Genomic DNA, 21,527 nt, shown 5'->3' with positions numbered 1-21,527 from the left:
AGGGCATGGAAGCTAAACAGTTGGTTAGTAATCAGAGGAAAACGGGATGATTGAATTTAAAGATATCGGCAAAGCATATGTCACAGGCGGTCAACGTGTTGATGCATTAAACGGGGTCGATGGCCATATCCAGCGCGGTGAAATGGTGGCGTTGTGTGGCCCGTCGGGTTCTGGAAAAAGCACACTTTTGAATATTCTTGGTTTGTTGGATATGAGCTATCGAGGACAGATCAATATTGATGGCCAACCGTATCCGACAGAGCAAATCGCCGCTGCACGCTTTCGCCGTCAGTCGTTGGGTTTTGTATTTCAGCGCTTCAATCTGGTTCCAGTGATGACGGCACTTGAGAACGTGGCCTACCCATTGATGTTGAACCAATGTTCGAAACAAGAACAGCAGACCAGAGCACAAGAGATGTTGGAGCGTGTTGGGCTAGGCGAATATGTACATCATCGCCCAGACAATCTTTCAGGCGGCCAGCAGCAACGTGTCGCGATAGCCAGAGCGCTAATCCACAACCCAAGCTTAGTCATTGCCGATGAGCCGACCGCTAGCTTAGACAGTCACACCGCCAACCTTGTGATCGACATTATGAAAGAGCTCGGCCACGAAATGGGCACCACCTTTATTGTCGCAACGCATGACCCAAGAATGGCGCAGCGTTGTGACCGAGTCATTGAACTTATCGATGGTCAACTGGCACTACAAGCCACAGCAATGGAGGCAATCTCATGGGCAAGTTAACACAAAGAATGAGCACTTTTTTGCTTCCTACCTCGGTGCGTTTGGCGTGGCTTAATTTATTGAGAAACGGTCGCCGTAGTCTGCTTTCGGTATTGATCATCGCAATTGCCGTATTTGCGCTGACCTCGGCTGGAGGTTATGGGCTTTATACCTATGAATCTCTGCGTGAATCGACCGCGCGCGATACTGGTCATCTTACTTTGAGTACGCCGGGATATTTTGAGCAAGATGAAGACATGCCGCTGAGCAATGGTCTAGACAATGTTCAAGCCCTAACCAAGAGCATTATTGGCGACAGCAATGTGCGTGGGGTGCAGCCGCGAGTCTATTTTAGTGGTTTGGTGTCTAACGGAAGCAAGTCGAGCATCTTTATGGGAACAGGCGTTAATGAGCGCGAGTTCGACATGAAAGGACCTTTCTTAGATGTGCGCAGCGGTCAGACCCTCTCGGATGTGAAATCTCCCAGATACGACAGCCAAGAGCCACAAGTGATGCTGGGAACTGACCTTGCTCGTAATCTCAAAGTTGCCGTTGGCGATTGGGTGACACTGCTCGCGACTACCAGTGACGGCGCATTGAACGCTTTTGATTTTAAGGTGCAGGGTATTTACTCGACAGGAGTGCCTGAGCTGGATAAGCGTCAGTTATACGTACACATCACCACTGCCCAAGAGCTTTTAGCGTCAGACAAAGTCAGTACCTTGTCGGTGTTTCTATTTGAAACAAGCAAGACCTCGACCGTTCAACAGCGTATCCAAACAGCTTTAGATCGAAATAGTGCGAGCCAAAGCGATCAAGGCACAGAGATCGAGATCACCCCGTGGCAAGATCGCGCGTTTTTCTACACCAAGGTGAAAGATCTTTACGACCGTATCTTCGGCATCATGGGCGCGGTGATGGCATTGGTAGTGTTTGTGTCGTTGTTTAACACCATGACCATGTCGGTGACCGAGCGTACTCGTGAAATTGGCACCTTGTCGGCACTAGGCAGTTACCCGTCTGAAATCGTCGCAGGTTTCTTAAAAGAGGCGGGATTGTTGGCTGTGATTGGCAGCGCGATCGGCGCGTTAGTGAGTGGCTTCGTGTCGGTGTTATTGCTGGTGGTGGATATCCAAATGCCACCACCTCCCGGCAGAACCGAGGGTTACCCACTCAATATTTACTTCTCATTGGAATTAGTTGGTTACGCCACTTTAGGTGTGTTGACGATATGTTTGCTAGCTGCTTATTTTTCTGCTCGCAAAGGCGTGAATAAGCCAACCACGGAGGCGCTGGTTTATGTATAAATTTACTCGTTCACTCACTGTTTTAGGTTCTGTATTGGTTTTGGTTCTAGCATCGACACCAAGCTGGGCAGTCGATTCACAACAAGTCACAGAGATGATCGCCAAGGCGGATAGCTATCGCTTGAACAGCGAACAGGCGTCTAAAGTGGTTTCTCTGGTCGCGCTATATCAAGACGAGCAACTGGACAAAACCCGCGAATACAACGTCTACACAAGACCAAACCGAGAGTCGCTGGTCGTGTTCAAGTCGGCGGTCGAGGCGGGTCAAAAGATGCTGATGATAGAGGACAACTATTGGTTACTGATGCCGAAATCGCGCCGACCTATCCGAATCACACCAATGCAGAAACTCTTGGGTGAAGCTTCGGTAGGGGACATTTCGACGCTCACTTGGAGCGAAGATTACCAAGGTAAGTGGGTTGCCGAGCAACAGGTTGAGAGGTCGACTGGCGAGACACTCGATACTTATCATCTAAAGCTAACGGCGAAAACCAAGGGTGCCAGCTATCAATCGATTGATCTGTGGTTAACGGCAGACCGAGCGTTTCCTGTTAAAGCGGATCTGTATCTGCGTTCTGGAAAACTGGCCAAGCAAGCTTGGTTTACTGAAGGCGTGCGAGATGGCTTGCCAAGTGTAGTTTCGATGACTTTGCTCGATAAGATTCAACCAAGTAAGAAAACCGTGATTGAGTACCGCGAGGTAAGCGAACAAGCTTTAGCGGACAAATACTACAACCCTGCTTACTTATCACGTAATAGCGTGTCTGGGCTTTAGGTGGGTGCCATGAAAGCTTCTAGTCGTCGATTCCACATTAAGCCTTTAATCGCTAGCTTTCTTGCATTGTCTTGTGTGAGTAACACGACTCAAGCGGACGATCTGAGCCTAGCGTGGGACTGGCAACTGAGTGCTGAAGCCGTTGAATCGCGAGAGTCGCCATTTAGCCCTTTTGCATCTGATAATCGTCAGTCACTCAATGGTTTGTTGGATCTTGAAGTTGGGTATGGCAATTGGCTTGGCCTGTTTGCCGTGAAAGCCAATGATATTTTGACTAATACTCCTCAAGACCAAGACGCGAGCTTTGAATCGGAATTCATTGCGCGCGAGCTGTTTTGGCAAGGTGGTGTTGAACTGTCTAATTCAGCGTTCGGTGATCACTACCTTGATGTGACACTCGGTAAGGTTCGCCTAGATTGGGGTGTTGGTTATGGCTACCGACCGTTAGACATTATCAAGCCTTACCGACAAAACCCTGTTGGCATTGTCGCAGAAGAGGGCGCAGGTGTTGCCTCGGCGTCACTGTTCGATATGACGGGCGAATGGACACTGCTTTACAGCGATTCGTCATGGACTTCCCAAGACGTAAATGAATTCGAAAAGCAGAATCAGCAACAAGGCTTTGGGATACGTCGTTACAATCTGGTTGGCGACCACGAATATCAATGGATCGCTTATTACGACGATGTACGCCACGGCTTGCTTGGAGCGAGCTTGGTGTCGGTATTAAATCTCGCGTGGGAGTTTCACGGTTCGATGGTTTATCAGCGACAAAGTTTGGGTTACAGCCAGCCTAACTCACTGCATAAACCGGTTTATCTAGAAGAGCAGGGCGAGGCTTACCAAGCCTTACTCGGACTGATATGGGGCAACGAGACGGGCCACAATGTGGTACTGGAATACTGGTTTGATAGCCGCGCTTGGAGTCATTCTGAGTGGCAAAGCGCGATAGAAAGTGCAGAGTCTTTGTCGGTTAATCCGATGACATCTTCGTTGGTAGGTTCTTATGCTCAAGGTTATCAGCACGCCAATTTGGTTCAACACAACATCATGTTTCATTGGTCTCTGGATTCGACACATGGCTGGCTTGAAGATATCACGCCAACATTCGATGTCATGTTGTCTCCTCAAGATGGCGGTTTTATTGCGACTCAGTGGCTCAATTATCAGGCTTTAGATAATGGCAATTCATCGTTGGATTTGGAACTTGCTGCACGCTTTCTAGGTGGTAAAAGTGATTCTGCTTACGCCAGTTTACCCGATAGTCATATGATTCTCTTAAATATCAAAGGACGATTTTAATGGACACTTCTTCAAACAGTCGATTTTCATGGATTAAGAGTTTCGCGTTCACCACGCTATTTTGTGTTCTTATTGCGATTACAACCCATACGATTTGGGGCGGCGGATTAACGGTTAACCTGGCAATCAGTTTTGGCTTTGGCTACAGCGCCGTGGGTTCTTCTTTCATCTTGGTGAAGTTGTTTAAGAGGACATCTCGAACGCTTGAGGTGGGTATCTCAATGGTGATCGCGATGACCTTTGGTACCTTGAACGCACACTATTGGTTGAACGGGTATTTCGGGGCTAATATCTCGGACCTTAAATCTGTAGTCTTGCTCGGTGTGATCTTCTGTTCGGTTTGCTATTACTATTTCTATACTCGGGAGCAGCAGTTACGTGCCGATAACGAATTGGAAGTGGCCAAGCGTCGTCAGGCCGACCAAGAAAAGGTGGTGGTGCTAAGCCAGCTTAAACAACTGCAAAGCCAAATTGAACCGCACTTCTTGTTCAACACGCTTGCGACCATCAATGTATTGATTGAGAGTGACAGCGCGAAAGCCAAGTTGATGCTCGAAAAACTGACTGACTTATTACGTGTAACTCTGAAAAACAGCCGCACTGAACAATCGACCATCGCACAAGAGGTCGACTTGTTAGACGCTTATCTTAATATCCAAAAGATACGCTTGGGTGAGCGCTTAACGTTCTCGATTGAAACACACGAGATTAGCGATTTGCAGGTGATTCCACCGTTCTTGATTCAACCTTTGGTCGAGAATGCACTCACGCACGGCATCGAGCCCAAAGCCGCTGGTGGCCAAGTGAATATTCGTATTACTCAACAAGCACAGCAGCTAAAAATTGAAGTGGCTGATAATGGCGCTGGGTTGAAAACGCCTTCTGCGAATACGGGTCACGGTGTTGGGTTAAGCAATATTCGTCAAAGAATCGAAACCCTGTATGGTGATAAGGCGAGCCTAACGATTACTGAACACGCTGAAGGCGGGGTAGTCTCGACGATCTTGTTACCGTTGACTGAGGCAGCCGCCTAGAATTACAGATCAGAAAACACCGAACAGTGACGCAAAATAGACGATTTACAGTGTGAATTTAAAGGACTAACCATGAACAACCCAACAGTACAGCCGAGCGTAACGGCGATAATCGCAGACGATGAAGCACTGTTAAGGCACCACTTAGACAAGAGCCTTGCTGAGGTTTGGCCGGAGTTAGAAATCGTCAGTAAAGCACAAAACGGTTTGGAGGCGATGGAGAGTATTCAGCAGCTTAAGCCCGACGTGGCTTTTCTCGATATTCGTATGCCGGAACTGGATGGTATCTCTCTGGCGAAACAACTCAACAAGTTAGATTCACCGCCATTGATTGTGTTTATCACGGCTTATGACGAATACGCGGTCAAAGCTTTTGATCACAATGCGATGGACTACCTGCTTAAGCCAATCAATGAAGAGCGTTTACTGGCCACATGTCAGAAAGTGCAAGCGCGTCTGTCGAGCAATCAAACACAAACAGGTACCACGCCAGAACAGCCCGATATCACGGCGTTAATGGCTCAGCTTCAACAACTATCCCAGTCGACGTCACAGCAAACGCAGCCTCCTTATCTATCGGAGAAAAAGTATCTCACATGGCTCAAAGCCAGTGTAGGGGAAGACATTCACCTAATCGCCGTCGATGATGTCGCTTACTTCAAAGCAGAAGACAAGTACGTGTCTATATTTAAGAAGGGTCAAGGGGGATCGCTAGAGGAGTATATTCTTCGCGTGTCACTAAAAGAGTTGATAGCGCAACTCAATCCTGATGAGTTTTGGCAAATCCACCGTTCAGTGGTAGTGAAAGTTTCCGCCATTGATAAGGTGAAGAAAGGGCTCTCAGGTCAGATGTCGGCGTATGTGTCAGGGGAAAAGCTACCGATCAGCCGTGCCTCGCAAGCGTTGTTTAAGGGTATGTAGCGTACGAGCAAAAGGCGCGACATATCACCTTTATAATTGATTCATGTAATTTATAAATTAAACACTTTCATATTTATATCGAGTGACTCTAAAATTTTAGTCGTTTGATTTAATGGCGAATTATTACACTTTGGCGATCGGATATATTGAAGCAAAGCCCTTCAAAGAGATCGTTATGAAAGCATACTATTTAGTCGTCGTATTGAGCTCCACATTGCTAGGTTGCAGTTCTACTCCTCATCAACAAACGTTATTGAAATCCGATCCATATTGGGTCACAGGTGAATTAGATAACGGTTTAACCTACCACGTTTACCCTGACCGAGAACAACCAGTATCGGTACGCTTACTTGTGCATGCCGGCTCTTTTCAAGAGAGCGATCAACAAAAAGGTTATGCCCATTTTGTTGAGCACATGGCGTTTAATGGCAGCAACAATTTTTCAGGGAATGATGTAGTAGAGTTATTTGAGCAATCTGGTGCTAGCTTTGGCGCTGACTTAAATGCTTATACCTCTTATCAAGAAACCCTCTATAAGTTAGATCTACCCGACAACAAGAATCTAGATAAAGCGTTGGCATGGTTTAGAGATATTGGCGATGGTTTACTGCTGTCCGGCGCTGAGATCGAAAAAGAGAAAGGGGTGATATTAGGAGAATTTCGACACACACGAGTTGAAAATAAGCCTCTCTCATTTAAATTCTACGATCATATGGTTGAAGGCACGAATTACCAAACCAACGATCCCATTGGCAATAAAGAATCCGTTTCTAATGCGAATGTTCAAGAGTTAAATAACTATTACCAAACCTGGTATCAACCTCAGTTAGCCGAGGTGATTGTCTCTGGTGATATCACTCTGGCAGAAGTGATCCCTTTGATTGAAGAAACTTTCTCTGATTGGCAAAGAGGCACAACACCGGTTCCCGTGAAGAACACGTCAGCGGATTACAATACTCAAGATTTTGTGGCGTATGGAGCTGGGAGCGAGCCACCGAGCATCGGGATAGTGATTGAGCGTGGGCAAAGAGTGACACAGAGCCATGAGCAACAACATCAGCTTTGGCTAGATGATATTGCTCAACAACTCATCCAACAAAGGTTGAATTCAGATTTTGTTGACGCTGCATTGCCAGTGCAATGGGTTGCTTCGACTCCCTATTTCTTAGAGTACCAAAGGTATTCCATTACTACGGTTGGCTTTCCTATCGATAGTCGAGAGCAAAGCCAGCAGCAGTTTATTTCTACTCTCGCCTCATTGCGTGATTATGGTGTGAGCGAATATGAATTCACGAGTGTGATACAGCAATACCAAGCTAACCTTGATGACATTCAAGCTAACTGGGAGAGAATGGACGCAGTAGCTCATGCTGACGGTAAGTCGACGGCGCTGGTGATTAACCAAACGGTTCAATCACAGCTTGATTATAAGTCGAGCTTGAAAGAGTTTCTTTCGAGTACGGATCTAGAAGCCGTAAATGATAATTTAGATGATTTACTTTCTAGTCCATATATTTTGGGATTAGGTTTATCGTCTAAAGAAGACTTGCAGGCAATGAATAACGAGCTAAAAGATGTCAGAAAAGCCTATAAAAAGACAGGTAACAGACCATTGCTCGTTACTGCAAGCTCGGCGTTTAGTGTACCAGCGTCTCAAGGTGAAATTGTAAAACAAGTTCAGGTGAGTGACGATCCTAATTTGAAGCAATGGACACTAAGCAACGGCATTGAAGTTTTGTATCTCCGTAACTCTGAGGCTGGTAATAGTGTTGGGGTTTACTATGCAAGTGAGGGGGGAAAAGCGGCGCTGAGTCCTTCGCTGTTTCCTGCTGTAGAGATTGCTCTGCCAGCTTCGATTCGTAGTGGTGTTGGTAAATTTAGTGGTTCGGAGTTCACCGCTCACTTGAGACGCGAAGACATTGAAATCTACCCCTTTATCAACTTTACTCATCATGGTTTAGAAATAAGCGCCAAGAAAAAGACGCTTGCAGAGGGTTTAGCTGCGCTCCATACCATTGTAACCGAACCTAAAATAGACAGTGCCCAGCTTGAGGCTGTGAAGTCTGAATTTGCTCAAGATCGTACAGCATATTTAGAAACACCAGTTGGTCAGTTTATTCAGATGGTTAATCGCAATAGCTATCAAACAAGCAGCCGTCACATGATGCTTGAAAGTGACGATATTAAAGCTGTCACGTCGCAAGATATACTAGACGTACAGCATCAACTCTTTCAAAAATTAAGAGACAATACATTGGTTATTGTTGCTGATATTAACCCCGCTGAAATTAAGCCTCTTGTGCGTCAATACGTTGCATCGTTGCCATTAGAAGCCGCTGTGTCTCCTGATTATCAGGTGGCTTATAGTCCTGATTCGAAAGAACGAATGGATATATCCGTCAATAATGAAGACAGCAGTCAGTATTTATTGCGTGTGATTTCCCAGCAAGCTCGGGATCAAACCGCAAAAGATGTGTTTATGGACGATATGCTTCAGCGCGTGTTGTCGAGCCGTTTAACGGCTTATGTTCGTGAAGAGTTAGGTTTGGATTATGCGCCTTATGTGTACTCGGTTGCACAAGACAGTGAGCCGAGTCATGACTGGTTAATCGGCTCTTTAACGGCTCCAGAAAACTCAGATAAAATTGAACAGGCGATTGATAAGGTCATTGCTGAAGCGGCAAAAGGGATTTCTGAAGATGAGACTCGGACGGCCGCTAAGCAGCTTGTAGCGGACCTTACTCCACTTAAATATAAGCCTACCGAACAAGCTTGGTTTATTTCTCGTTATTTGATTCATGACTATGGTTTTGAGGTGTTGTTCGACCTGCAGGGGACGGCAGACTCAATTTCTAGTCAAGACATGACAGAGTATGCGAAAGAAATTTTTGGTGATAACAGCTATCAGCTGAAGAATTTGTTAAGCCCACAAGGTTAGGTCTAGTTAGGTGAGTGGTTTTCTTGAAAGCCGCTTCTACTTTTTATATGTGGATTCACTTACAAGCCAAATGTTCAAGCATTTGGCTTTTTTTTATTGCACTGACAAGCGAGTCTAAAATCGATGTATTAGGCTCTTATCAAAACACCACTTTAAATGAGCACAGCGATCTTACATAACGATTTATGATTTATAAAATAAAGATCTAGATCACAAAGATACTCATCAGGTTCAATATTAAATAATAATCGTTAGCTCAATCTGTATATTGTCGATGAATGACATTAAGAGGTTGTTATGAAAACATATTATTTAGCGACGGCTCTATGCCTCACCTTAGTTGGCTGTAGCTCAACATCAAAAACTACCGAAACGCCAATCCAGCCGGATCCGGCATGGGCTTCAGGCCAACTAGAAAATGGCCTTACTTATCATGTTTATCCAGATCATGAAGAATCCGTATCTGTTCGTTTAGTCGTGCACGCCGGTTCGATTCAAGAGACTTCTCAACAAGAAGGCTACGCGCACTTTTTGGAACACATGGCATTCAATGGCAGTAAGAATTTCTCTCAAAATGATGTGATTCGTCTATTCGAAGACGCAGGCGCTAGCTTTGGTGCTGATATTAATGCCTACACTTCTTATGAAGAGACGGTCTACCAGTTAGATTTGCCAGATAACATCCAATTGCAGTCTGCTTTGACGTGGATGCGTGACATTGGTGATGGCCTGGATCTATCAAGTTCAGAAGTCGAAAAAGAAAAAGGCGTGGTTCTTGGTGAGTTCCGTATGGCTCGCCTCGATGATAAGTCATTCGGAGATATATATTATGATTACTTCGTTGAAGGCGGCCCGTACGAATCGCAAGATGCATTAGGGACTAAATCGTCGATCGTGAATGCTACTCCTCAAGGCATCACCAACTTTTATCAGACTTGGTATCAACCTCAAATAGTTGAGCTGGTCGTTTCTGGTGATGTGGACATCAAAACTGTGATTCCACTTATTGAAGAAAAGTTTTCTAGCTGGGAGCGTGGCGATACGCCGAGACCAGAGAAACAGAAAACGACCTCATTCAATGAAGATGATTATGTTGAGTACGCAGGAAGAGAAGCGCCAAGCATCACTCTGACGTTTAACCGCGGTTCAAATATAGTTGAAAATCATGCTCAGCAGAATCAACGCAGGTTAGATGAAACCGCTCAGCAATTGATTCAACGACGATTAGAAGCGGTGTTCAATGATGCCGCGTTCCCGACTCAATGGATTGCATCTGATAGTTATCGAATGGGCGCTTTTTACTATTCGTCAATAAGTGTTGGGTTTCCGGCTGGAGACCGTGAAGTTATCCAACAAGATCTGCTTTCTACATTGGCATCATTGCGTGATTTTGGTGTTTCGGAAACGGATATTGCTGGCGAACTGTACTACTACCAAGACTTGCTGGATAACATCGAGCATAACTGGGATAAAATGGACAGTGTTGAACACGCGAATTACAAAGTGAGTGCGTTAGTCAATGATCGAATAGTCCAATCACAGAAAGATTATCAAGCAAGCTTGGAAGCTTTCATCGCTAACTTGAGCCTTGAAGTGATTAACGACAACATCAAGAATCTACTTTCTGATGATTACTTTATTGTTATTGGGATGGATGACTCCGAAGACAGAACCGCGATCATCAACTCTCTCGATAGTTTAAAAGCCACGTATAGCGAGGCGGGAGTTGCGCCGCTTGCGATTGGAACAGCCAGCGCTTTTGCTGTACCTAGCTCGCAAGGCGAGGTTGTACTTGCTGAACAAATGTCTATTGACCCATACATCCAAAAGTGGACGTTAAGCAATGGCATCGACATGTGGTACCTGCGTGATTATGAGGCAGGTGATGATGTTGGGGTGATGTACATGAGCCTCGGCGGAAAAGCCGCTTTGGATCCGAGCTTGTACCCAGCTGTTGAGGTTGCGTTACCTACCTTCGCTCGAAGTGGTGTCGGTGAGTTTACGGGCTCTGAGCTTTTAGCGTACTTTGATCGTGAAAATATTAGCGCCGATTCTTTCATTGGTAATACTCGTCATGGTATTGAATTTAATATCAATAAAGACGGACTTAAAGATACGTTTGCTGCGCTTTATACCTTCATAACTGCGCCTAAAATTGTTCCCGAGCAGTTAGAGGCAGTGAAACAGGAGTTTGTACAAGGTCAAGAATCTTTCTTGAGCAGCCCTGTCGGTCAGTTTGAGCGCGCAAGAAACCAGAATATCTATCGTCAAGACAGTGGCCACCTCTTTGTTGATAAAGAACGTGTTGAAGCGGTTTCTGTGGAAGACGTCGCTAATCTTCATCAGCAATTGTTTGGTCAAATGAGGCATAACCAATTGGTGATCGTGGGTGACATCGACCCAAGTGAATTAAAGCCTTTGGTTGAGCAATACTTGGCTTCGATTCCATTAGAAAAAGCTGAGGTTCCTGAATTTAAGGTGGCTTACAAGCAGCCATCTGAATCACGCATTGATTTAGCGATCAACAATGTGAATAGTGCAGAGTACATCCTACGAGTTATCTCTGAGCCTAGCGTTGAAGTTAAAATGTCGGCAAAAGATGTTTTCATGGAAGACTTGCTGCAGCGCTTGCTGGCGACTCGTTTAGATACCTATATTCGTGAAGAGTTGAGCTTAGATTACTCGCCATATACGTATTCATCATCCGCAGATAGTGAGCTGAGTGGTGAGTGGGTTATCGGGGCGATGGTAGCGCCGGAGAACGTTGACCAAGTTGAAGTGGCGATCGATAAAGTGATTGCAGACCTTTTACAAGGCGTCTCTGAAAAGGAAATGCACGCAGTCGTGAAACAGTTTGAAGCGGACTTCACGCCTCTCGAGACGAGCTCTATTGACCAAGCATGGTATCTGTCTCGTTATTTACTTCATGGTTACGATATCGAAGCTTTGTCTCAAGTTGAGCGAGTGGCGAGGTCGATTACTGCGGAAGACATGAATCAACTTGTCCAACGCATCTTTGGTGAAGATAGCCGTAAGGTTAAGAACATCATGCGTCCTAAAGCCTAAAGCCTAAAGCCTAAAGCCTAAAGCTTGAAACCAACAGAAAGAGACAACTCAAAGCCAAGCGAGCACCGCTTGGCTTTCTTGTTTTCCCACCATTCATAACGTCTATGCCTCACCTGTTGTTAAGCCGTTTTAGATCTATGTAAATCTAAATTTTGAGATCGCTTAATCGGTTGCATCGTATCATTTTCTAAAAAAATGTTTTAAATCAAGACAGCGTTTCATTTGTATTGTAGATTGACGATCTACGAGAATGTTGTTTGGATATTAGATTGCTTAAACTGGGTACCCGATTAGTCTTAATGTTGTTTTTACTGAGCTTTGGCTTAGTGAATTCTAACGGCTATTCGTTTCCTTCTAAGCCATTTCAAATATACTCGGCTCAAGAGCAATCTTCACAGAATTATTTTTGTAAACAAGCTGATACGGATAATCCGTCGAGCTACTTAGAGTGCGATAAGGCTCAGTTTGGCACAGTACCTTCTGGTGACAGTTCCAACTATCACGACACCGAATCAAGCCTTCAAGCAGCAAACTTCAGACGTATGCTCAGTAATGAGCAAGAAAGCGTGGCCGATCTTGAGCCTGCTTATCACCTACTGATCGACTTCTCTCCCCCTTCATTACTGGCTTCTCTGCTTTTCAACACACCATTGTTGGATTCCAAGCAGCACTGGACCAGCATTGTGAGTTCTCCGTCCTCCCGGCTTGCTGGGTGGAAAGAGGGCAACATCCAATACTCGCATTTCCGAGAACTTCTTAGCTAATCGTTTGACCCTAAATTGGTCGTATCGATGGTCACTTGTGCCCGTTGAACTCGCCAGTTAATCAAAACAAGCATAGCGACATCAGCTTTAGCATCACTATCTTTCAATCAGCTTGTTCTGGTCGTGATTAGCCATCGCTCGTGTTCGCAAAATATTAGACATACCAATCGTAGTAAATAACTGGTCACCCTAGCTGGTTAAAATGCTCGATCACTGCTTTTTTCTGGTGCTATTTTTGAGCACGTATTTACGGTGATTGGTAGAAAGAAGAGATCTTGACTGTGAAAAAACGCATTCAAAGAAAACAAATTAACCACTACTCAAAGTGGAAATACGTGGTGCTTATCGCCACCATCATCATCATGGTTCTGAGTGCTTTACCTTCTTGGTATGGCGAAAATGCATCGGTTCAAATTAACAATCGTTCCGAACAGACCATCGATGCGAGTCAAATTACCCAATACCTTGCGAGCGAAGGCATCCAAGCTAAATCGGCATTTCAAAAAGACCAACGTTTAGTCGTGATCTTGGAAGACGCAGAACAACAAGCGAAGGCTAAAGAGGTGCTGAATGAGCGCCTATTGGATAACGCGACGGTTGCGCTAGCGATGGAACCAGCAGCACCTAAATGGCTAACTGACATGGGCTTTGCGCCGATTCAGTTAGGCCTTGATTTACGTGGTGGTGTGCAGTTCCTGTTAGAAGTGGATATGGAGCCTGTTTATCACGCGCAAGCTCAAGCGATGGTCGACGAGGTGACCAGTCAGGTGCGTTATGCCCGCGGTAAAGTGGTGAACAACCAAGTTCAGTTTGATTTCCGTACCGACGCCGATTTCGAAAAAGCCCAGAAGCTGATTCGTCAAGAGTTCCCACAATGGCTACGTAACCGCTCAGACAAGTCGCTAACGTTAACTCAGTCTGAAGAAGAGCAAAGAACGCTACGCAACCTTACGGTTCAACAAAACCTGCAAATCATGCGCAGCCGTATTGAAGAGCTAGGCATCACGGAGGCATCGATTCAACGCCAAGGTGAAAGCCGTATCCGTATCGAGTTGCCGGGTGTACAAGACCCTGCTGCAGCGAAAGACGTGATTGGTGCAACGGCATCATTGGCGTTCTATTCGGTGTACGACAATGCCACTCGCAGTACTCAAACCCTGAAAGATTCAGACGGCAACCGTGTGGTAGTCGACCGCAAGGCTGTGTTGAGTGGCGAACACATTATTGATGCTCGCAGTGGCATTGGTGAGATGGGCAGTGCAGAAGTCAACATTACGCTGGATTCTTCTGGTGGTAAGAAAATGTCCGAGTTCTCACGTCATAACATCGGTAAGCCAATGGCAACGGTGTACAGCGAATACAGCCGTGATAGAGCGGGCAACAGCAAGCAAGACAGTGAAGTGATTAGTGTGGCAAACATCCAATCTCAACTGGGTAGCCGCTTCAGAATCACTGGCGCAGGCAGTTTGGCAGACGCACAAGAGCTTGCGTTACTGTTGCGTGCGGGGTCATTGACTGCGCCTGTGACCATCATTGAAGAACGTACTATTGGCCCATCTTTGGGTGCTGAAAATGTAACCAACGGCTTTGCTGCTTTGGCACTTGGTCTTGGCCTTACGCTAACGTTTATGGCGCTATGGTACCGCCGCTTAGGTTGGGTCGCGAACTGTGCATTGGTGGTTAACATGACCACATTATTTGGTTTGATTGCGCTGCTACCGGGTGCGGTGTTAACTCTGCCGGGTATTGCGGGTCTAGTACTGACCGTTGGTATGGCGGTGGACACCAACGTGCTTATCTTCGAGCGTATTCGAGACAAGATGAAAGAAGGGCGCAGCTTTGCTAGCTCTATCGACCGTGGTTTCGATAGCGCATTCTCGTCAATTTTCGATGCTAACGTCACTACCATGATCGTTGCTGTGGCTCTATATACCATTGGTAATGGACCGATTCAGGGCTTCGCTCTGACACTGGGCTTAGGTCTTCTAACCAGTATGTTTACGGGCATTTTTGCTTCACGAGCGATCATCAATTTGGTTTGGGGGCGTGACCAACGCCACGATGTAAGGATTTAAGCATGAGTACTTCAAAAATGACTATTTCAGACCGCTATTTTTCAAATAGCTATATTTCGGACAAGAATATGACTCGCCTTCGTAAGGTGATGTCTGTGATTTCTATTGTGCTGTTCATGAGCTCTGTGATGCTGGTGGCGGTGAAAGGTTTTAACTGGGGCTTGGACTTCACAGGTGGTGTGGTTGCTGAGGTTCAGCTCTCTGATCAAGTCACCAAAGATGCGTTAAAAACAAAACTTGATACAGCTTTCCAACAAGACGTGCAAGTGGTTGGTATGGCAGAACAGGATCGCTGGACAATCCGTTATAGCCAACTGACAGACGCTCCACAGCCAAACTTAGTGGATGCTTTGTCTTCTGTAAGCGACCAAGTAAAAGTGCTTAACAGCAGCGTGGTTGGCCCTCAAGTTGGTCAAGACATGGTTGACCAAGGTGGCTTAGCGGTATTGGTGTGTTTCCTAATGATCATGCTGTACCTGAGTGTACGTTTTGAATGGCGTTTAGCACTCGGCGCCCTTGCCGCGATCATCTATGACGTGACGCTTATCTTGGGTCTGTTCGCTTTTACTCAGTTTGAGTTCAACCTGACTGTGTTAGCGGCTGTGTTGGCGATTTTGGGTTATTCATTGAATGACTCGATCATCATTGCCGACCGTGTCCGTGAGATGCTGCGTGGTAATCCAAATGGTGACACTGATAACCTGCTTAACGAATCGGTTAAAGCGACCTTCTCACGCACCATGGTGACCTCAGGTACAACGCTAATCACCGTATCTGCGCTTTGGCTACTTGGCGGTGCGGCACTTCAAGGGTTCGCGATTGCACTGGTTGTAGGTATTGTCAGTGGTACGTGGTCTTCAGTTTCAGTAGGTATCACACTGCCTAAGTTACTTGGCCTACAGCCTTGTCACTACCAAGTGAAAGCGCCGGTAGAAGTTGAGGGTGAGTACCCTTAGGCTCTCTATTGGTTAACAGTACGACTTAGTCAGTAACGTCAACAAAGCCCTTCGTTTATAACAAAACGAGGGGCTTTATTTTTTATAAGAGTCAGACAGTTACAGAAAAGAGAGCCTATTTCAAAAAACGATGGATTGAGCAGGCAAGCCCTCATGATATGAAGTATGTTTAGATGACGTTCGTAGAAATGAGGCAAGGGAATGGAATATCGACATCAATGTCATGTAGGCGACCATGGGGATGCACTCAAGCATCCAGTTTTAAGTGCACTGGTTAAATCATTAATGCAGCAACACTCTCGCCTCAACGTTATCGACACACACTCAGGTACTGGGTGTTATGACCTCACCACAGCACCAAGCAATCACGCGGGCGAGTTTGCGGAAGGGGTCGGATACTTGTGGCGAAATAAGGCTTATCTTCCGTCGGCATTCAGTTCTTTTATGACGGTGCTGGAATACTACAATCCGAATCAGCTTATCTCTTTGTATCCCGGTTCTGCTGCCATTACCTATCAACAAGGCCGCAGCCAAGACAGTTTCTATTTTTCAGACATTCAGCAAGATGAAGCTGATTTACTGCAAACCAATATTGAGAAGTTACAATGTAACCTAGATATTTCAAGCAAGCTTACGATTAGCGCAGGTGATGGGCTTAAAGCGTTACCTGATGACGTTGCTAAACATGACAACCACCATCTGATTGTTATCGACCCACCCTATGAAACCGATTCAGAATATCTCGCGGTGATTGATGCCTTGGTTAAGGCGTATCAGCAATCTGAGAAGGTATCTGCACTAATTTGGTACCCGCTCTACACGGATGACAAGAGCTCACTGATTTTGAACCATTGTGTGACCGCAGTGAAAGATGGTTTGCTGCCAAGTCCGATTAAGTCGGAGCTTCGCCTTCGAGATCCTAAGGGTGATGATCGCCTGATCGGTAGTGGTTTACTGTTGTTCAATCCTCCCCAAGGCATTGCGGGAACGGTCGCGGATACGCTTGATTATTTACACAGCCAACTCGCGACTAATGGTGAAGGGTATTGGCAAATGAGAAGTCTATAAATATGATTTCTATGGATTTTATGATGATTTTCTAGACGTCGTTCACTAAATCACTGTTATTTATGTGGTTTAAATTGACCAAACGCTAACTTTTATCGATTGATTAATTGCAGTGAATCATTTAAAAATAGAATATCAATGCGCACAAGTGCATAATGGCTCATAAGTTAAATAATTAATCTTAAGATTAAACTAGATTGTGGTTTACCCCCTAAACTGCATAAGGCTCGCACTAGTCATGCGAGCCTTTCTTTTGCCTGAAGGAAATGTTTCTAGTGGTTAGAAACCATCACCTCCTCCAAATTCACTACAACGCTGGATAATCGATGTAGCCTTTTTCGTTGCCGCCGAACAGAGTGGCGCCATCGAGATCGGATAGTTCGCTGCCGTTTTGTAGGCGTGAAACTAGATCTGGGTTAGCAACGAATGGGCGACCGAATGCGACAAGGTCGGCGTAGCCTTTGCTTAACACTTCTTCGGCGCGTTCTGGTGTGTAGCTGCCAGCAACGATGATGGTGTTAGAGAACAACTCTCTTAGTTCGACACGGAAGCTTTCAGGTATCACAGGCGCGTCATCCCAATCGGCTTCTGATAGGTGTAGATAAGCGATATTACGAGCCTGCAGTTCCTTTGACGCTTCTAAAATCGTTGGCACGATGTCTGGGCAGTTCATGTCTTTGAAGGTGATGAATGGGGCTAAACGTACGCCCACTTTGTCAGCACCAATCGCTTCAATTACCGCATCCACGACTTCAATTAGAAAGCGAAGTCGGTTCTCACGACTGCCACCATAGTTGTCGGTGCGCTTATTTGAATTGGTTCTTAGGAATTGATCGATGAGGTAGCCATTACCACCGTGGATTTCCACTCCGTTGAACCCTGCCTCGACAGCTTTTTTCGCTGAGTTAGCAAAATCTTGAACAACACGATCGATGTCTGCTTGGGTCATCTCTCTTGGTTGGATGCAATCCACCATGTTGCCGTTACCATTTTCATCAGAGATCCAAACCTGCGTTTCTATGGGTGCCAGTGCAGAAGGTGCAATCGGCAACTCGCCTTTTTGAAAGGTAGGGTGTGATACTCGGCCTACGTGCCATAGTTGGCAGAATATCGCGGCACCTTGCTCTTTTGCTGCTGTTGTTACTGATTTCCAACCTTCGATTTGCGCATCGGTATAGACGCCGGGTGTGAATGAGTAACCTTGGGAATCATCTGAAATTTGTGTGGCTTCAGTGATGATAAGCCCTGCACTTGCTCGTTGTTGGTAATAAGTCGCCATTATGTCGTTTGGCACGTTTCCAGGTTGGCTAGTGCGAGCGCGTGTCATGGGTGCCATAACCACGCGGTTTTGTAGTGCTAGGCCTTTCAGTTCTGATGCTTCGAATAATTTGTTCATGGTTTCTACCTTGTTTTAATGCTGTGATCTTTCGTTTTTTATTGGGGCGATAAGTCGCGTTATTTGCTTTCTGCTGGGCTGAAAATAGAGTTGCTCTGTGGCTTTTCAGATCGGTTGGCTTTTGCAATAAGCAACAAACCAATCACTGGGACAACAACGGCTGCGAATGGAATCATGCCTGCGCCTAGTTGGCTGTCGAGTACCATGCCGCCAAGGAATCCACCAAAGGCATTGGCTAAGTTAAACGCTGAGATATTCGCAGTTGCTGCTAGCTCTTGCCCTTCGCCACCGTGGTTCATTACTCGAAGTTGCATGGCAGGGACGTTCGCAAATGATGCAATACCAAAGATAAATGCAGCTGCAACGAATAGGATTTTGTTGTCTACCACAAGGCCAACCACCACCAATGACACGATCATTGCGACAGCCCAAAACATTGAAGCTTTGCCTAGGTTTTTATCTGAAGAGCGTCCGCCCAAGGTGTTACCGATGATTAAGCCAACACCTACAATCACTAAGATCCAAGTCACTGATTCTTGACTGTAACCCGTGATGTGCATGGCGATTGGCGCAAGGTAGCCGTAAAGCGTCATGAAGCCAGACCAAGCAAAAGCAGTGATTGCCAAGCTGATCAGCAGCATTGGGTTTTTGAACGCTAACAGCTGAGTTTTGATGTCTTTTGCTTCACTGTGACCAGTCGATTTAATCGAAGTCAGAATGGCAAGCATCGCGATAGTGCCAAGTGCTGCCACGGTAAAGAAAGTAGTGTGCCAGCCGAATTGCAAGCTGACCCATGTACCCGCTGGAACGCCAAGAACGTTAGCGAGTGTTAAGCCTGCGAACATTTGGCCAACGGCACGACCTGCCATTTTTTCAGACACTAAGTTGGTTGCAACAACCGCACCGATACCATAAAAAGGGCCTTGCACTAAGCCTGCGATAACACGGCTGGCAAGTAGAAGTGGGTAGCTAGGAGCAAGGGCTGATAAGACATTACCGATGATGAACAGTGCCATTAAGCCAATCAGCACCATCTTCTTGTTAAAGCGAGCAAGGTAGATGGTTAAGATCGGGCCGCCGATAACGATAGCCAACGCGTAAGCACTGATAAGGTAGCCAGCTTGGCCTTCTGTGATTGAAAGTGATGTGGCGATCTGTGGAAGAATGCCTGCGATAACAAACTCAGCCGTGCCGATTGCAAATGCAGCGAGTGTCAGTATCCAAACTTGGAATGGAATCTTTTCTTTATGGGTAGTTTCTTTATGGATAGTTTCTTGGTTGACGGTTTCTTGTTTCATGATGATCTACCTATGTAAATTCTTGTTTGTTAGGACGTGAGATACACGCCCTAACGATTGTTCTTTATGTCTTTGCTTCTTTGCGGAGTGTTAGCCGAGTAGAGCGCCGCCATCGATATCGATGATTGACCCAGTGACGTATGGGTTATTAATTGCGAACAGGTAACCCATGGCTATCTCTGAAGGCTCGCCAACCTTACCTGCGGGTAGGTTGTTTTTGGCGTTGTCGTACATGTTTGCACGAGCGGAATCGTCCATGTTTTTGTAGGCTTCCGTCATGGTTAAACCCGGGCTAACGGCATTGACTCGAATGGGTGATAGCTCTTTCGCCAGTATTTTGGTTACGCTTTCTAGTGCGGCGTTGATGGCGGTTTTTACGTAAGTACCAGCAACAACTTTGCGTGACAACATACCAGTTGTGAAGGTGATAGAGCCGTTTGGCGTCATGTAGCGTGCGGCATGTTTGGCTACGTTTAAGCTGCCCCAAAACTTAGTGTCAAAAGCTGTCTTAGCGTTTGCGGTTGCTACGTCTGTTACTTTTCCTGCGGGAGCGGATGAGCCAGCCGTTACGATTAAGTGGTCAAACACGCCAATCGATTCGAAGTATTCACAAATCGACTTTTCATCGGTGATATCAACGCCTGTGTGTCGGCTGGCAATATGTACCGTGTTGTTCTCGTTTCTTAGTTGCATCGCTAGTGCTTTGCCGATACCTGATGTGCCACCAATGATGACGAAAGTGCGTTGCTCTTGTTTAGTCGATTCGTTAGTCATTCTCTGAATTCCTGCGTTGTTCTGTTGATGTTTGCCATTATATTTATTCGACTAAATTTGATAATTGGTTAAAATATAAATTCATTATTCGGTTAAGCTGAATAGTGTGACTGAGTATTCAAATCGAGCATTAAGATCGAGAAGTAAGACGAAGAGGTGGAAGCGAGAATCGTATGGATAAGTTTTCAGATATGGCGATGTTCGTCAGTATTGTTAAGCATCACGGGTTAGCGGCGGCGGGGCGCGAACTGGGTTTATCGCCTGCGACCATGACAGCAAGGCTGCAGGCGCTTGAAGAACGATATGGTGTGAAGTTGTTGAATCGAAGTACGCGTCATGTGTCTTTGACCGACTCTGGAGATCTGTATCACAAGGCATGTTTGGAGATTTTAGACAACGTCAGTGAGGCCGAAAACCTGATTCAAAATGGCGTAAAAGAAGTCAAAGGCTCGCTAAAAATCGCCGCGCCAAAAGACATCGGAAAGCAGTACATTCTTCCTATTTTGTCGGAGTTTTGCCAGCAGTATCCGGACGTTATTCCTTACCTGTATTTGAACGATAACCTCTCGAACATTGCTGAATCTGGCATGGATATCGTGGTCCGTTATGGTGAACTGGTCGACAGCAGTTTGATATCCAGACGCTTATCGCCAAGCCGACGTGTGTTGTGCGCTTCTCCTGAATACCTCGCTAAACACGGGACGCCGTTGACGCCGCAAGACTTGGTTGAACACGACTGTTTGGCGATGCTGCGGAGTAATGAAGAGCTCAAGACATGGCACTTCCAAGATCATGATATGAAGAAGGCTGTGACGGTTGTGCCGAAGCGATTTTCAGATGATGGTGAAGTGATTCGGTACTGGGCATTAAAAGGTGAGGGCATTGCGCTTAAATCGGTGCTGGATGTGCAAGACGACATCAATAACCAACGCCTTGTGACTCTGCTTAATGGCTACATGAAAAACTTCAATACCGCGATGTCGGTGTCGAGCGCCGATTTGAATGTGGTGTACATCAGCAAGAAATATCAGCCCAAGCGTATCCGGTTGTTTCTTGATTTCTTGTTTGAGCGATTTGGTTGAAAAGTCTAGTTAGATTAGCCGAGAAGCAGCGCATGACAGATCTCTCG

Annotated in this window: 16 protein-coding genes; 13 read left to right on the top strand and 3 right to left on the bottom strand. The window is 45.9% G+C overall.

Annotated elements, in window-relative coordinates; genetic code table 11:
* Positions 1 to 46: 46 nt before the first annotated feature.
* The 12 genes from AB4486_RS06855 to rlmJ all read left to right on the top strand — a co-directional run bounded on the left by AB4486_RS06855 (position 47) and on the right by rlmJ (position 16,930).
* Positions 47 to 745: an ABC transporter ATP-binding protein gene (locus AB4486_RS06855; protein ID WP_017067011.1), complete on the top strand. Its 699-nt coding sequence runs from the start codon at positions 47 to 49 to the stop codon at positions 743 to 745.
* Positions 733 to 2,031 (top strand): ABC transporter permease, encoded by a 1,299-nt coding sequence (locus AB4486_RS06850; RefSeq protein ID WP_372116797.1) that lies wholly within the window; start codon positions 733 to 735, stop codon positions 2,029 to 2,031. Before AB4486_RS06855 ends, AB4486_RS06850 begins: the two co-directional genes overlap by 13 nt.
* Positions 2,024 to 2,806, top strand: a complete 783-nt coding sequence (locus AB4486_RS06845; RefSeq protein WP_017065102.1) for an outer membrane lipoprotein-sorting protein — start codon at positions 2,024 to 2,026, stop codon at positions 2,804 to 2,806. The genes AB4486_RS06850 and AB4486_RS06845 overlap by 8 nt, the downstream gene beginning before the upstream one ends.
* A gap of 9 nt (positions 2,807 to 2,815) precedes the next feature.
* Entirely contained in the window at positions 2,816 to 4,108 is a 1,293-nt protein-coding gene (locus AB4486_RS06840) for a hypothetical protein (protein WP_372116795.1), read from the top strand.
* Entirely contained in the window at positions 4,108 to 5,142 is a 1,035-nt protein-coding gene (locus tag AB4486_RS06835; protein WP_102397968.1) for a sensor histidine kinase, read from the top strand. Before AB4486_RS06840 ends, AB4486_RS06835 begins: the two co-directional genes overlap by 1 nt.
* A gap of 72 nt (positions 5,143 to 5,214) precedes the next feature.
* Entirely contained in the window at positions 5,215 to 6,063 is an 849-nt protein-coding gene (locus tag AB4486_RS06830) for a LytTR family DNA-binding domain-containing protein (RefSeq protein WP_017066907.1), read from the top strand.
* Positions 6,064 to 6,238: 175 nt separating this feature from the next.
* Entirely contained in the window at positions 6,239 to 9,001 is a 2,763-nt protein-coding gene (locus AB4486_RS06825) for a pitrilysin family protein (protein WP_017066906.1), read from the top strand.
* A 297-nt stretch (positions 9,002 to 9,298) separates the two neighbouring features.
* Entirely contained in the window at positions 9,299 to 12,067 is a 2,769-nt protein-coding gene (locus AB4486_RS06820) for a M16 family metallopeptidase (RefSeq protein WP_372116793.1), read from the top strand.
* A 299-nt stretch (positions 12,068 to 12,366) separates the two neighbouring features.
* On the top strand, positions 12,367 to 12,831 hold the full coding sequence (locus tag AB4486_RS06815) for a hypothetical protein (RefSeq protein WP_372116893.1): 465 nt from the start codon (positions 12,367 to 12,369) through the stop codon (positions 12,829 to 12,831).
* Between the two features lie 275 nt (positions 12,832 to 13,106).
* Positions 13,107 to 14,906 (top strand): protein translocase subunit SecD, encoded by a 1,800-nt coding sequence (gene secD, locus AB4486_RS06810; RefSeq protein WP_372116791.1) that lies wholly within the window; start codon positions 13,107 to 13,109, stop codon positions 14,904 to 14,906.
* A gap of 2 nt (positions 14,907 to 14,908) precedes the next feature.
* The gene (gene secF, locus AB4486_RS06805) at positions 14,909 to 15,862 is read left to right on the top strand and encodes a protein translocase subunit SecF (RefSeq protein WP_048614133.1); all 954 of its coding nucleotides are present in this window, start codon (positions 14,909 to 14,911) and stop codon (positions 15,860 to 15,862) included.
* Positions 15,863 to 16,063: 201 nt separating this feature from the next.
* Positions 16,064 to 16,930, top strand: coding sequence for a 23S rRNA (adenine(2030)-N(6))-methyltransferase RlmJ (gene rlmJ / locus AB4486_RS06800; protein WP_372116789.1), 867 nt, complete (start codon positions 16,064 to 16,066; stop codon positions 16,928 to 16,930).
* 307 nt (positions 16,931 to 17,237) lie between these two features.
* On the opposite strand, the gene AB4486_RS06795 is transcribed toward rlmJ, so the two are convergent.
* The 3 genes from AB4486_RS06795 to AB4486_RS06785 form a co-directional block, all read right to left on the bottom strand.
* Positions 17,238 to 18,326 (bottom strand): alkene reductase, encoded by a 1,089-nt coding sequence (locus AB4486_RS06795; RefSeq protein ID WP_372116787.1) that lies wholly within the window; start codon positions 18,324 to 18,326, stop codon positions 17,238 to 17,240.
* A gap of 59 nt (positions 18,327 to 18,385) precedes the next feature.
* Positions 18,386 to 19,624: an MFS transporter gene (locus AB4486_RS06790; RefSeq protein ID WP_372116785.1), complete on the bottom strand. Its 1,239-nt coding sequence runs from the start codon at positions 19,622 to 19,624 to the stop codon at positions 18,386 to 18,388.
* A gap of 90 nt (positions 19,625 to 19,714) precedes the next feature.
* Positions 19,715 to 20,398, bottom strand: coding sequence for an SDR family oxidoreductase (locus AB4486_RS06785; RefSeq protein ID WP_065583949.1), 684 nt, complete (start codon positions 20,396 to 20,398; stop codon positions 19,715 to 19,717).
* Between the two features lie 173 nt (positions 20,399 to 20,571).
* Here AB4486_RS06785 and AB4486_RS06780 point away from each other — a divergent pair, with 173 nt between their 5' ends.
* Complete coding sequence (locus tag AB4486_RS06780) at positions 20,572 to 21,480, top strand: LysR family transcriptional regulator (protein ID WP_372116783.1); 909 nt, start codon at positions 20,572 to 20,574, stop codon at positions 21,478 to 21,480.
* Positions 21,481 to 21,527 lie beyond the last annotated feature (47 nt).

It is taken from the genome of Vibrio sp. 10N.222.55.C6 (assembly GCF_041473395.1).
Classification (GTDB): Bacteria; Pseudomonadota; Gammaproteobacteria; order Enterobacterales; family Vibrionaceae; genus Vibrio; species Vibrio crassostreae_C.
Note: the sequence above shows the minus strand (reverse complement) of the source record. Positions and strands in the feature narration are given on the sequence as shown.